This window comes from Streptomyces sp. NPDC060232, from assembly GCF_042726555.1.
Classification (GTDB): domain Bacteria; phylum Actinomycetota; class Actinomycetes; order Streptomycetales; family Streptomycetaceae; genus Streptomyces.
This window is the reverse complement of the sequence record NZ_JBHXAG010000004.1, coordinates 138,386-151,414: the sequence shown is the minus strand read 5'-3', so window position 1 is coordinate 151,414 and position 13,029 is coordinate 138,386. Positions and strand designations below refer to the sequence as shown.

Below are 13,029 nucleotides of genomic sequence, written 5' to 3'. Positions count from 1 at the left end.
TCTGGGAGGTCCGCTGTGCCCAACATCCTCATAACCGGCATCACCAGCTGCGAAAGCCGAGGGGTCGAGGCCCTGGCCCGATCCATCGTCGACCAGTTGAATCCCCGTGGCGCCACGGGCGCTCACCAGGTCACCGTCCTCACCCAGACCCCGGCTCTCGACAAGGAAGTCCTCGCCCCCACCGGTGCCGACTGCGCGGCCGATCCGTTCGTCGTCTCCCGCTCCTGGCAGCAGATGCGTCCCCAGGAGAGCCCGTCCGAGCTGAGTGCCCGCCGCGAACGACTGCTCGCCGACACGGACCTGGTCATCGCCACCGGGGGCGACTTGCACACCTCCGACTACGGAGTCTCCACGCCCTACCTCCGCGCCCTGATCGCCGCCCAGCAGCGGGGCATCCCTACGGTGATGATCGGCCAGTCCGTCGGCCCCTTCGACGACTCCTCCGACGCGGAGGCATGGCTGACGGTGGCCGACCGCCTCCAGCTCCTCACCGTCCGGGAGAGCGTCTCCCACCGCTACGTCGTGGACAAGCTCGGCCTGCCGGAGCAGAGGGTGAGTCTCTCCTCCGACCCCGCCTTCCTGCTGTCGGCTGCCACCAGCGAGAGCGTGTCCGCCGTGCTCAGCCACCTGGGGCTTACCCCCGGCGAGCCGTACGTCTGCGTCGCTCCGAGCCAGGGCATCACCCGCTTCAGCGCCCTGGAGGAGGCGCGACACCTCGCGGCGCTGACACGGCTCGTCACCTCCTTCGTACGGACCTGGGACATGCCGGTCCTGCTCGTGCCGCACTGCCACGACTCCCGGTCGCACAACGACGACCGCATCCTCGCCGCCCGCATCGCGGAAGCCTTCGGCTCGCCCCAGGTCAAGGTGCTGCCCGGTGCGCTGTCCGCATCCGACTACAAGGGCATCCTGGCGCGGGCCGAGCTCGTCGTCTCCGAGCGCCTGCATGCCGCGATCGGCGCGCTGTCCAGCGGAGTGCCGGCTATCGCCATCGGTCACTCGCACAAGTTCAACGGCGTCCTGGCCGAGACCTACGGAGACTCGGTCGACGTGGCCGGCATTCACATGGACGTCCGGGCCTTCGCCGAGGACCCCTCCGTCATCGACCGGCTCGTCAATGACACCGACGCGGCCGGGCTGCGCGCCATCCTGCGGCAGCGACTCCCGCTGATCACCGATCGCGCACACGACGACTTCGCCCGGATCCGCAAGCTCCTCGGTGCCTGAAGCCCCCAGGCCGGCGCAGTAGCTCGTACGACCACCCGCAGATGGACAATCCCGGTCCGCGGGTGGACCCCACTCAGGCAAGAGGAGACAGATCAGCCATGCCTACGCATCTGGTGACCGGCGGCGCCGGTTTCATCGGGTCCCACCTGGCCGCATCCTTGATCGAGCGCGGCGACGACGTCGTCGTCCTGGACAACCTCGACGGCGGCAAGACCGAGAACGTACCCGCCGGCGCGACCCTCATCGTCGGCTCGGTGGCCGACCAAGCCGCGGTCACCGAGCTCTTCGCCTCGTACCGCTTCGACGGCGTCTATCACCTGGCCGCCTTCGCCGCCGAAGGCATCAGCCACGCCGTCAAGCACCACAACTACTCCGTGAACCTGCTCGGCAGCATCAACCTGATCAACGCCTCGCTGGCCGCCAAGGTCCAGTTCTTCGGCTTCGCCTCGTCGGTCGCGGTGTATGGACACGGGCACGTACCCATGCGCGAGGACGAGCAACCCACGCCGGCGGACAGTTACGGCAACGCGAAGCTCGCGGTCGAGCGTGAGCTCGCCGTCACCATGCACTTGCAGGGCCTGCCGTACTTCGCGATGCGGATGCACAACGTCTACGGCGAGCGGCAGAACATGGGCGATCCCTACCGCAACGCCGTCGCCATCTTCTTCAACCAGATCATGCGGGGCGAACCCATCAGCGTGTACGGAGACGGCAGCCAGATCCGTGCCTTCACCTACGCCCCGGACATCGTCGGCACCTTCCTCGCCGCCGCCGACCAGCCCAGCGCCTGGGGCCAGGTGTTCAACGTCGGCTCCTCGCAGACCACCACCGTGCTGGAAATGGCGCACGCCGTGCGCACCGCGATGGGCGTGCCCGACCACCCGATCATTCACCTGGCTGCCCGCGACGAGGTTCACGCCGCCTACACCGACAACACCCTCGCGCGTACGATGCTCGGCGACTGGGCCGACACCCCGCTCGCCGAAGGGCTGCGCCGCACTGCGGGCTGGGCCCGCGAACACGGCCCCGTGGAACCCACGACCTCCCTCACCATCGAGAACGACGCAGCGGACAAGCCCGAGTGGCTCACATGGGCCTCCGGACGGGCGGTCACGTCATGACCGCGCACACCCTCGCCATCGATGTCGGCGGAGTCCTCTACTACGACGAGCCGTTCGACCTCGCATGGCTCCAAGGCGTCTGGGAACTCTCGCGGGCGGACGAGCCCGCGCTCACCATGGACGCCTTCCTCCGGGCCATGCGCACCTTCTACCAGGACCGCACGCCCGGCTCGCCGCCGCCCAGTCTCTTCCCGCCCAACGGCACGAAGAGCTGGCAGCGCGTCCGCGCCCGCTGGACCTCGCTCGTCCAGCCGATCCCCGGAGCAGTCGACGCGCTCACCGGGCTCGCCGGGACCTACGAGGTGTGCGTCGTCGCCAACCAGCCCCCGGAATGCCTCGCCGCCCTTCGCACGCTGGGCATCGAGCGCCAAGTCCGCCTCGTCGCGCTCGACTCGCTCGTCGGCTACGCCAAGCCGGACCCCCGTCTCTTCACGTGGGCACTGGACCAGCTGGGTTGGAAGCCGGACCACACCGTGGTCGTCGGAGACCGACTCGACCACGACGCCATTCCCGCACTGGCCCTCGGCTGCTCGGCCGCGATCGTCAGCGTGGATGACGGATGGAGCGCTCCTTCCGGAGTGGCTCCCGAGATCGTGACCGCGTACCGCGATCTGCGAGGCCGGCGAGATCATACGAGAGGCCAAAGCACGGGGTACTGGGCGCTCGCCACGCTCGGGGATCTGTCCGATGTGCTGCAGGCCTTCGACCGCGACCAGCACGGCCCCAGGGGCGACCGAAAGGTGCACCCGTGACCCCCAGCGCTACTCTCCCGCTCACCATCGCCGTGTGCAGCAACCGCCCGGACAGCCTGCCGGGGGCGATCGCCCGCATCACCCCTGCGATGGGCCCCCGGGACTCCATGCTGATCATCGCGGACATGCCGGCGCACCAACTGCCCCTACTGCCCGAGGGTGTCTCCCCGACCCCTTCCCAATTCCGCGTGATCTGCAACGAGGCCAACCGTGGGCTTGCTTACAGCCGCAACAAGGCCATGAAGGAATCCCCTACCCGGCACCTTGTCTTCCTCGACGACGACATCGTCCCCAACGCTCACGCTCTCGACGAGATGCGGGGGGCCTTGGCTGCTGGGGCACATGTGACGGGGACGAGGATCACCGCCCATCTCCAAGGGCACCGTCGCCCGTGGTTCCTGACCTCGGGCCAGCTGCACTACCTCGGCTCCCACGCCCCTTCCCGTCCGGCATCGATCTGGGGCGGCAGCTTCGCCATCGACGTAGAGCACGCCCGGCTGCTGGGTGTGGGCTTCGACGAACGTCTCGGCCGGATCGGCAGCTCCCTCACCTCCGCCGAGGACACCACCTTCGTACGGGAGATGACCACAGGCGGTGCCACCGCGACGATCCTGCACGGCGCTGACGTCCAACACCTGATCCCCACCCACCGGCTGACCCTGTCCTACCTGCTGCGCCGCGCCTTCTGGCAGGGGCGCAGCGAAGCACGGCGCAACGACGCGCGGCGAGGAATCGCGAAGGAATGGGGCCGTAACCGGTCAGGGGACGGCGTCCGTCGAGTGCGGACCGCCCTGGCGATGCTCTACACAGCCAGCGTCCTCCTCGGCGTCTGCTGGGAGGTCATCACGGGGCACCAGGCCAGCGCCATCGATGACGAGACCAAAAGGGGTGACTGATGAAGGTGGCCATAGTCATTCCGCCGTATCGGTATGGGGTCGACCCCACCCAGTGGATTACCGTGCCACCCCAGGGCTACGGCGGCATCCAGTGGGTCGTTGCCACGCTCATGGACGGGCTGCTGGAGGCCGGGTGCGAGATCCTGCTCCTTGGAGCCCCTGGAAGCCCCGTCCAGGAAGGCGTCACGGTGTCCGCCGCCGTCGAGACAGCCGACATTCACGCCGCCATCGAGGCATTCGCCCCGGACATCGTCCACGACCATTCGAACACCGCCGCACTTCCTCCCGGCGGGCTCAGGCCGACCGTGAGCACGCACCACCTCAACGGCGTGCCAGAGCGCCGGAGGAACGGCATCTACCTCTCCCGCGCCCAACGCGCCGCAGCGGGGTCCATATCGGCTCCGGTGATCCGGCTTCCGGTCAACCCCTCCCGGTATCCGTTCCAGGAGGCGAAGGACGACTACTTCCTCTTCCTGGGGCGGGTCTCCGCACACAAGGGCGTACGCGAGGCGGCGGCATTCGCGCACGCCGCCGGCCTGCCGCTGACGGTCGCCGGACCAGCCTGGGAGAAGGACTACCTTGACGCTCTACTGGCGGACTTCCCACACACCGTCCGCTACGTGGGCGAGGTCGGCGGCAGCGCTCGTACCCGACTGATCGCACGCGCCCGAGCGCAGCTCGTTCTGTCCCAGCCCTGGGGAGGACCGTTCGGCGGACGATGGATCGAGCCCGGCGCCACCGTCGTCTCGGAAGCCGCCGCCAGCGGCACCCCAGTGATCGCCAGCGACAACGGTTGCCTGCCCGAGATCGTCCCCGGCGTCGGGGCGGTGCTGCCCGCCGGCCGGGAGGTCAAACCCAGCGACGCGAGGCGGGTGCTGGCGTCGCTGCCCACAGCCCAGGCCGTCCGCAAGACAGCGTTGGACCGATGGGGTCACCACACCATCGCTCGCCAGTACCTGGCGGTCTATAAGAGAGCGGTCAGCGGCGAGGTCTGGAGGTGACGTCGGCGGGTTACGTCGTGCGCTGCTTCGCGAGACGCTGGCGGCGCGCCTCGTAGAGGACGACGGAGGCGGCGTTCGACGCGTTCAGGGAGCTAGCCGAGCCGGTCATAGGAATGCTGATCACATGATCGCAGAGTTCACGCCACGCAGCACTGAGGCCGGCGGTCTCGTTGCCGATCAGCAGCAGGACCGGCTGGGTCAGGTCGAATTCCGAGACGTCGGCGTCACCGTTCTCGTCCGTACCGACGACGGCCACCGGCCGCCCCTGAGCGCGCTCCTTCTCCAGCCACTCCATGACTTCGTGGTGCGACTGGCTGCGCACCACAGGAACGGAGAAGAAGGAGCCGGTGGAGGCACGTACCGACTTGGGGTCGTACGGATCCGCAGCGTGGCCCGTCACGATGAGCCCGTCAGCACCGAAGGCGTCGGCCGACCGCACCATGCTTCCGATGTTGCCGGGCTGCGTCGGACGGTCGAAGACCAGACCGAGGAAGGAGTCGTGGACCTTGATCCGCGACAGGATGTCCGGCGGCATCTCGACGACAGCAAGGATCTCCGCTGCCCCGTCGGCCTTCTCGCTCAGCTCCGCGAGGAGTTGTGGTGCCATCGCAACGCGCTCGGCACCGTTTCCGCGCAGCAGTTCCTCGGCCCAGCGCGACAGGGGGCGGCTGGCGTCGTACAGCAGGGAGTGAATCGTCCAGCCGTGTTCCACAGCCATCGTGATCGGCCGCACGCCCTGAACCAGGAATTCCTTCGCGCGCCCTCGCTTGGTGCGATTGTTGAGCAGCGTCTCCAGCTGCTGAAAACGGGCATTGCGGGTCGTAATCCGCTGTACCGCCACCCGTCCTCCAAGCTGAAATACCTATTGTCGTGAGCCCTACCATCCCAGGTGAAACGCGGCACCGGGGCACCTAGCAGGGTACACGCAGCCACCCCCGGAACCCCGCGTGCCGGACCGGTCACCAGAGACAGCCCTCGGCCCCTGCCGGCCAGCGGCGAGATCTTCTTGCACGCATTGCGTGAGGCCGGCAGTGGGCTTTGCCCCTCGGACCTCGTTCACCTGTACGTACCGGGTGCGGCTCCCTCTCAAGCATGATCGCGGGTCGCCCGTTGATGCGGCCGGCTGGGGACGGCAGGCTCATTCATGATTAATCCAACGACGCTCCGAAGGAGGCGACGATAGACTCGCCGTTTCCCAATCTGCATACCAGTTCGGCCAGTTGTTCGACGCAGGAGCGTATAGGCGCCATGAGCCGTTTGAGTGAGTCCGTCACGCGTGTCATGCACATCCTCGATGGAGCGGACCTGGGCGCGGACTATACGGTCGCGCAGCTGCTCGGCGAGACAACAGCGCGGCGCTCCCTCGACCTCTCCGACCTCTCCCCGAAGGAGCAGGCCGCCCTGGTCGAGGGGCGCACGAATCACTTGATCCCCTCGGCAGCGGTGCTGGCGGAGAAGATCGAGGCCGCGCAGGCGGCGGGACGGCCGTTCGTCGTCAAGTACGGCATCGACCCGACCTCCCCGGATGTCCACCTCGGCCACGCGGTGCCGATCATCATCGCTAGCCGGTTCCAGCGGATGGGTCACCACGTCGTCTTCATCATCGGCGACGTCACGGCCAAGATCGGCGACCCGTCCGGCCGCTCCTCGGAACGGCCGGCCCTCACCGACGAGGACATCGCCCGCAACCTCAGCGGCTACCAGCAGCAGGTCGCCCCGTTCATCGACTTCGAGCGTGCCGACCTGCGCTTCAACGGCGAGTGGCTGAACAAGATCACCCTGCCTGAGCTCGTCGGCGTCCTCGCCCGGGTACCGGTCTCCATGTCGCTCCAGCGCGAGGACTTCCGCACCCGGCTCGCTGAGGGCCATGGGCTGTCCGTCGCCGAGTTCGTCTACTCCGTCGTCATGGCGTGGGACTCCGTGGCCATCGACGCCGACGTCGAGCTCGGCGGCGTGGATCAGCTGCTGAACCTCCAGATGTGCCGCAAGGTCATGGAGATCTCGGACCAGACCCCCGAGGTGGTCATCACCACCCCGCTCATCGAGGGCACCGACGGCACGGGCACAAAGATGAGCAAGAGCAAGGGCAACTACGTAGGGCTGACGGCGTCCCCTGATGACGTCTACGGCCAGCTGATGTCCATCCCCGACCACCTCACCGAGCCCTACCTCCAGCTGCTCACCGAGTGGACCGACGACGAGATCCGCGTGATCACTAAGCGCCTGGAGGAGGGGACTGCGCACCCGATGGCGGTCAAGCGGATCCTCGCCGGCGAGGTGGTGGCCGCCCTCCACGGCCTCGACGCCGCTGCCGCCGCCCGCGCCGAGTTCACGGCGCGCTTCTCCAAGCGCTCCTTCGGCGACACCCAGAACCTCCCCGTCGTCGTCCTGAAGGACCATGCGGAGGACACCCTCGGGACGCTGATCAGCCACACGCTGGACTTCGCTCCCAGCATGTCCGCCGTGCGCCGCGTGGCCCAGCAGAACGGTCTCCGCCTGATCCGCGAATCCGATGGAGACCAGCAGACCACGCAGCTCTCGGAGGCTTCTGTCCAGCAGACGCTCAGCTCGGTCGTGAGCGAGCTCGGGGCACTCGACGGTGCCGAGCTGTACCTCAAGGTGGGCCGTAAGGTCGCCCGCATCGACGTCTGAGATCAGGCCCGGCGCCGACCCACCCGTCCGGGTCGGCGCCGTTCTGCTACCCGCGCCGCAGGTGCTTCCGTCGGCGGAAACGCCAGTTCCACCAGGGGTGGGTAGTCAAGGCTGCCCACCCCTAGGGGTCTGCGGACCCTGCCGAACCTGCAATGCAGTGCTCGGGGAGCGGAGCACGCGATGAAGGAGTACGGCCCGGCCCCAGGAAAGCGAATGCCATCCCACCTGGGTCGCGACTACGCTTCACCGCTCACCGCTCTCCCCGATCTGGAGGCACCGTGAACATCAGCCGCTTACGCCCCGCCACCAGCGCCCTCGTCGTCAAGGACGATCACGTCCTGCTGACCATCGGCGACTTCCCATGGCCCGGCACCTGGTCGCTACCCGGCGGCGGACAGGAACCCGGCGAGACCTGGGCCGAATGCGTCGAACGGGAACTGCTGGAGGAAACCGGCGTCCGAGGCCGCGCCGTCGACCTGATGCGTATCCGCGAGTACATCCCGGACCGCGACCCCAACTACGAGCCCCGCAACGGCACGATCAGCCACAGGGTCGATGCCCTGTTCTGGTGCGACATCCTCGACGAGCCCGCCGCCCTCGGCGGCCACCACCACGACCAGGCACAGACCGGCGTCGAATGGGTCCCCATCACCAAGGTCCCCACCCTGCTGATGGTGCCCACCACCTTCCCGACCGAATTGCCCACCGTGATCGACACCTACCGGGCCGGCCAGTGGCAGTTCCAGTACGTAGGGCACACCCTGTGATCCTCACCAGCCGCCGCCTGACCCTGCGCCGCCCCCAAGCCGACGACATCGACTGGGTGACGGCCGAAGCGCAGGATCCGGAGATCCAGCGGAACACCACCATCCCCAGCCCCTACCACCGCACCGACGCCGAGCACTTCGTCGACAAGGCCAACACCGACGACACGCCCAAGACGTTCGTGATCACCCACACCCACACCGGACAGCGCCTGGGCGTCATCAGCCTGCACCAGCGCCCCAAGCACGCCCCCAGCGTGGGCTACTGGATCGGGAAGAACGCCCGCGGCCAAGGGATCGCGACCGAAGCCCTGGCACGGATCTGCCGCTGGGCCTTCGACGATCTCGGCGCACCGATCATCGTGTGGACCGCCAACGTCGGCAACGAAGCCTCCCGCGCCGTCGCCGTGAAGACCGGCTTCAAGATGGAGGGCACCCTGCGCCTGCGCATCGCATCCCAGGGCCGCCTTCGAGACTGCTGGACCGGATCACTCCTGCCCGAGGAGCTCACCAGGAACACCTGAGGTCGACCGCCGACGGTAGGCTGCGGCACCCGCTCACGCACCGCGCGCCATGCCGCAGCCGACCGTACGGAGGACACCCATGCGCAGCGCCACCGGCAAGCGTTGCGGGGGCGCTGTCGCGTTCACCGACACCGGCTTGCTATGGCGTCATGCAGTTCCTGGACGTCTTCCAGAGTTTCGAGAACCACATCGGCCCCTGCGTCTCTCAGGGCGGGAGCCGCGGTCTTCCCAGAGGCGACCGCGACGACCGCGGCGCCGCCTTCGAGACCTGTGCGGACGTCCTCCAGCGAGTCGCCGATGATGACGGTGTTGGAGCGGGTAAAGATCGTCCCGTGCTTGGCCTGAGCGCGCTTCTGCGCGATGCCGACGAGCGCCGGCCGGTGCTGATCGTCTGAGGCGAACCCGCCGATCTCTGTGTCGACGTAGCCTCCGAGGTCAAAGGCCGCGAGCTTCAGCAAAGCGTTCGGCTTGAGGTTGCCCGTGACAACGGTCGGAACGTATTCGGGGCGCTCGTGGACCGATCGCAGCGCCTCGATAGCGCCGGGCATGAGGACGCCATGCTCCCGCAGGTCATCCGTATGGGCGGCGAGTTGTTGGGGGACGAGGTCCACCATCCGCGGCAGCAGCTCGGGGACGTCGTCCTCCGAGACGCCGTTGTCCAGGAGGAGGGATCGAATCGCGAGGGGCATCGTGACACCGGTGCCGCGGGCCGGAAGATGCTCAGCGGGACGACCGACGGCCTCGGCGAAGGCTTCACGGTAGACCTGTCGGTCGATGTCGCCGACGTACAGCAACGTACGGTCGATGTCCCACAGGATCAGAACCTGCTCGGCCTGCGTCACGTTCGGCTCCTCGTTCCCATCACAGCGGCAGCCCGCTCCTGCAGGTCCCGAGCGTATGGGGTGTGGCTGACCGGCTGCAGCTCGGCCAGCATGTTCTGGATGTGATCGTTCAGCCGGGCGGACTGGAGCTGCTCGGCGAGGTCGAGTACTTCGTGCGCCGTCGCGCATCCCGCGTCGACGTCACCTTCCCGGAGGTGGGCGGATGCGGCGCGGGTGAGGAACAGGCCACGGGTGCGCTGGTCAGCCGGGTTGAGCGCCTTCCGCGCCTGGGTGAAGCTTGCCACGGCCTTGTCGGGCTCGCCGAGGTCGAGGTAGCAGCTGCCGGACTGTCCATGGATCTCGCCTGTGTTGATCCAGTACAGCCAGGCCGGGTCGTTGTCGGATCGGCCTCGGGCGCAGAGTTCCGCGGCGTGGTCGAGCGCCGCGACTGCCTCGCCCTGCTCGCCGAGCTTCGCGTGCCCCCGCGCTTGGCGGGTCAGCAGCATGGCCTCCAGGGCCGGCACGTCCAGGTTCCTGACCTTCTCGCGTGCCGCTGCTGCCGCGATCACCGCGCTGCGGGGAGATCCGGTGGAGTAGCCGTGGATGGCCAGGTAGGAGAGTGCGCCGGCTCCCAGCCGGACATCCCCCGAAGCCTTCGCGGCGCGGAGCGCGGCGAGCAGGTACACCTGCGTGCCGTCGTGGTTCCCGGAGTCGAAGGTGAACCATCCTGTCTGGGTGGCGGTGTCGGCGGTGATCGAGGCGAGGCGTCGGCCTTTCTCCTCGTCGTACGACGCATGCTGGACGAGGCGCTTGAGGAACGCGAGGTGTGCGTCGCCGAGCTCGGCGAGGGTGCCGCTGCCCGTGCTCGCGTCCATCACGCGGAGGCTGTCCGTCGTCCGCTGCAGGCTGTCAAGAAGCTCGTCCGTGAGCTGACTTCCGTCTGCCGCTCGCACGAGTGGTTCGGCTTCGGCAGTGCCCCATTGGTGCACGAAGGCGGTGAGCGCGATGCCGCTCACACCGAGGAATCGACGACGGTCCATCGCACTGCCTCCAACCGCTGCGCCCAGTGCCGTCACCATACGGGCCGATGTCCACGGCAGGAGCGGGTCCTGGTCGTCGGCGACCAGGTCGGGTGGCTGCGACGGAGTGGTCGCCGGGCGTGGCAGTGGGAGTGGGAGTGGTACGAGTTCGGCGGGTACGCCGAGGCCAGCCAGGAACTCGACGATCTTGTCGATGTTGGTAAGGCGCCGGTTCCCCGCTTCGAGCATGGATAGGAACGCCTGGCTGAGCCCCGTGAGCTGGGCGAGATCCTCTTGTCGAAGGGATCCTCGTTGTCGGACCAGTCGGCTGGCTCGGCCGAAGTCCCAGGCCGCGAGCGCCTGGCGCACATCAGGGTCGCGCCATACGCGGGCCGGCACGGTCGGAGTGTGGCGATCGAGAGCATGCGCTCGTGCACATGCGGAGCACAGTGCGTCGGAGTTGTACTGGCTCAGACGGCAGCCGCATCGATCACAGTGCCTCGGCGACTGCTGGAGCACCTCTTGCCTCCCCGTTGAGCGAGAGCGTGCGGTTCAACTACCTCTGGTGAAGCTGAAATTACTCCAGTGATATCACCCGGGAAATGTGTGCATCGGGTATTCGGCCATCAGTCTGGGTGCGCGCCGCCGGCCATCGGCTCAGGCGAACGAGCCGAGAGCGTGATCTTTCGGGCGGGCCTGAGTGGGTGGACCTGCGGTGGAACATCCGCTCTTCGTCGTCCTGTCAACGGAGTCCAAAGTGCCCTCGGTCTTGCACGCAGAGTTGGAGGGAATCCCGCCGCCGGCGCCATCGGTTCCCACGCGGCTCGGTGCCGCTCGGTCCGACGCTAGCGTCGGAAGCGCGCTCCCGACGGAGGGCACACGGTGACCCTCAGCATCTCCGCCGTCGTGCTTCTCTCGGTCCTCACCTTCCTGTTCGTCAAGAAGGCGGGGCTCAAGGTCGGCCACGCCATCGTCTGCATGCTGCTCGGCTTCTACCTCGCCGGTTCGTCGCTCGCTCCGACGATCGGGGAGGCCGCCGCGAGCGTGGCCCGGATGATCGGCGGGATCCGCTTCTGAAGGGCTCACCCCGGCTGTGCCGGATCCGGCACAGCCGATCTCGTGGCGAGAGACCATTCCGCCCTTCCCCGAGCCGCTCGCCCTATCTCAGCTACCGCCCGATCGGCGGACTCCCTTTTCCGGAGGTACGAAGGTGACAGCCGACACCACCGCCGCGTCTGCGGAAGCGCTGCCCTATTCGTCCGAGGCCGGCCGAGTGAGGCAGCTGTGAGCCCCCGCCCCGCCTTTGACCGGAATCCGGCGTTCGACGACCTCCCCCTGCGCAGGGTGGTCGAAGACGCGGCGATGGGCCGCTGGGAAGGCGCCCGGGAGCTCCTGGCCGCGACGGGGGCGGACTGGGACCGGCGGGTCTTCCGGCTCCAGGTCCTCGCCCGCACCGGAGCGCGGCTGACCTTCGCGGACACCTGGGCGCAGGCCGAGCCCCGCTCGCCGCACGCCCTGGCCTTGCTCGCCCATGTTCAGGCCCTGCGATCGATGGCCGGCGGCCGGGGCCGTGGCCGCAGCGAGGCGATGGAACGGGCGTGGGAGGCGTGCGACGCCGCTGCCGACGCCCTGCCGCCGGACCCGTCGCCGTACATCGTCATGCTCGCTCTGCTCCGCTTCCACTCTCCCGACCGTGATCCGGCCTGGCGGGCCACCGTACGGCAGGTGTGGGAGCAGGTGGAGCAACGAGACCGGTGGAGCCGTGAGGCGCACCACGAGCTGCTCACCTACATGTTCCCCGCCTGGCACGGCACGGGCGGCGAGATGTTCCACTGGGCCCAGGAGCGGTGCGCGCACGCGCCCCGGGGCCTGCCGCTGCACGTCCTCCCGTTGGTCGCACTCGCCGAGTCCCACCGGCAACGGATGGAGAAGGACGGGCATCGATACGGACTGACCGTCCATCCGTGGACGGACAACCCGTCCACCTGGCAGGCGTGGGAGAGCTGGTGGGCCTACCGGGCCCCCACCCGCCTGCACGCCGGCTTCCACGAGGACGCCAACTACCTCGCCCACGCCCTGTCGTTCGCGAACCGGCACCGAGAAGCGGCCGAGGTCTTCGACGCCATCGGCCCGTACGCCACAGATGTCCCGTGGAGCTACTGCGGCGACGCCCGGACGCTGTTCTCGCGGCATCGCGACTGGGCGGTGAAAGCGTCCGCACCGTACCCCCAGCGGCGCTGATCAGCGCACCG

At 68.3% G+C, this 13,029-nt stretch carries 13 protein-coding genes; 10 read left to right on the top strand and 3 right to left on the bottom strand.

Features of this window, described 5'->3' with window-relative positions:
• Positions 1 to 15 precede the first annotated feature (15 nt).
• From ACFWFZ_RS09050 to ACFWFZ_RS09030, 5 genes are all read left to right on the top strand, one after another.
• The gene (locus tag ACFWFZ_RS09050) at positions 16 to 1,227 is read left to right on the top strand and encodes a polysaccharide pyruvyl transferase family protein (RefSeq protein WP_387118776.1); all 1,212 of its coding nucleotides are present in this window, start codon (positions 16 to 18) and stop codon (positions 1,225 to 1,227) included.
• A 98-nt stretch (positions 1,228 to 1,325) separates the two neighbouring features.
• Positions 1,326 to 2,348, top strand: coding sequence for an NAD-dependent epimerase/dehydratase family protein (locus tag ACFWFZ_RS09045; RefSeq protein WP_387118773.1), 1,023 nt, complete (start codon positions 1,326 to 1,328; stop codon positions 2,346 to 2,348).
• On the top strand, positions 2,345 to 3,100 hold the full coding sequence (locus ACFWFZ_RS09040; protein ID WP_387118770.1) for an HAD family hydrolase: 756 nt from the start codon (positions 2,345 to 2,347) through the stop codon (positions 3,098 to 3,100). The genes ACFWFZ_RS09045 and ACFWFZ_RS09040 overlap by 4 nt, the downstream gene beginning before the upstream one ends.
• The gene (locus tag ACFWFZ_RS09035) at positions 3,097 to 3,996 is read left to right on the top strand and encodes a glycosyltransferase (protein ID WP_387118767.1); all 900 of its coding nucleotides are present in this window, start codon (positions 3,097 to 3,099) and stop codon (positions 3,994 to 3,996) included. Before ACFWFZ_RS09040 ends, ACFWFZ_RS09035 begins: the two co-directional genes overlap by 4 nt.
• A complete protein-coding gene (locus ACFWFZ_RS09030; RefSeq protein ID WP_387118764.1) occupies positions 3,996 to 4,997 on the top strand; it encodes a glycosyltransferase in 1,002 nt (333 codons plus the stop codon). Before ACFWFZ_RS09035 ends, ACFWFZ_RS09030 begins: the two co-directional genes overlap by 1 nt.
• A 10-nt stretch (positions 4,998 to 5,007) precedes the next feature.
• On the opposite strand, the gene ACFWFZ_RS09025 is transcribed toward ACFWFZ_RS09030, so the two are convergent.
• On the bottom strand, positions 5,008 to 5,838 hold the full coding sequence (locus ACFWFZ_RS09025) for an RNA methyltransferase (RefSeq protein WP_387118761.1): 831 nt from the start codon (positions 5,836 to 5,838) through the stop codon (positions 5,008 to 5,010).
• Positions 5,839 to 6,245: 407 nt separating this feature from the next.
• On the opposite strand from ACFWFZ_RS09025, the gene tyrS reads away from it, so the two are divergent.
• From tyrS to ACFWFZ_RS09010, 3 genes are all read left to right on the top strand, one after another.
• Entirely contained in the window at positions 6,246 to 7,649 is a 1,404-nt protein-coding gene (tyrS, locus tag ACFWFZ_RS09020; protein ID WP_387118758.1) for a tyrosine--tRNA ligase, read from the top strand.
• 278 nt (positions 7,650 to 7,927) lie between these two features.
• The gene (locus ACFWFZ_RS09015; protein ID WP_387118756.1) at positions 7,928 to 8,416 is read left to right on the top strand and encodes an NUDIX domain-containing protein; all 489 of its coding nucleotides are present in this window, start codon (positions 7,928 to 7,930) and stop codon (positions 8,414 to 8,416) included.
• A complete protein-coding gene (locus ACFWFZ_RS09010) occupies positions 8,413 to 8,937 on the top strand; it encodes a GNAT family N-acetyltransferase (protein ID WP_387118753.1) in 525 nt (174 codons plus the stop codon). Before ACFWFZ_RS09015 ends, ACFWFZ_RS09010 begins: the two co-directional genes overlap by 4 nt.
• A 122-nt stretch (positions 8,938 to 9,059) precedes the next feature.
• On the opposite strand, the gene ACFWFZ_RS09005 is transcribed toward ACFWFZ_RS09010, so the two are convergent.
• Positions 9,060 to 9,779 carry an HAD family hydrolase gene (locus ACFWFZ_RS09005; RefSeq protein ID WP_387118750.1) on the bottom strand — a complete coding sequence of 240 codons (720 nt, stop codon included), beginning with the start codon at positions 9,777 to 9,779 and terminating at the stop codon, positions 9,060 to 9,062.
• Complete coding sequence (locus ACFWFZ_RS09000) at positions 9,776 to 11,176, bottom strand: helix-turn-helix domain-containing protein (RefSeq protein ID WP_387118746.1); 1,401 nt, start codon at positions 11,174 to 11,176, stop codon at positions 9,776 to 9,778. Before ACFWFZ_RS09000 ends, ACFWFZ_RS09005 begins: the two co-directional genes overlap by 4 nt.
• Positions 11,177 to 11,659: 483 nt before the next feature.
• Here ACFWFZ_RS09000 and ACFWFZ_RS08995 point away from each other — a divergent pair, with 483 nt between their 5' ends.
• A complete protein-coding gene (locus ACFWFZ_RS08995; protein ID WP_387118743.1) occupies positions 11,660 to 11,854 on the top strand; it encodes a hypothetical protein in 195 nt (64 codons plus the stop codon).
• Positions 11,855 to 12,061: 207 nt separating this feature from the next.
• A complete protein-coding gene (locus ACFWFZ_RS08990; protein ID WP_387118739.1) occupies positions 12,062 to 13,018 on the top strand; it encodes a hypothetical protein in 957 nt (318 codons plus the stop codon).
• Positions 13,019 to 13,029: the final 11 nt, after the last annotated feature.

Coding starts and splice junctions, on each gene's coding strand:
- ACFWFZ_RS09045 (WP_387118773.1), top strand. CDS start 1,326: ATGCCTACGCATCTGGTGACCGGCGGCGCCGGTTTCATCGGGTCCCAC.
- ACFWFZ_RS09030 (WP_387118764.1), top strand. CDS start 3,996: ATGAAGGTGGCCATAGTCATTCCGCCGTATCGGTATGGGGTCGACCCC.
- ACFWFZ_RS09040 (WP_387118770.1), top strand. CDS start 2,345: ATGACCGCGCACACCCTCGCCATCGATGTCGGCGGAGTCCTCTACTAC.
- tyrS (WP_387118758.1), top strand. CDS start 6,246: ATGAGCCGTTTGAGTGAGTCCGTCACGCGTGTCATGCACATCCTCGAT.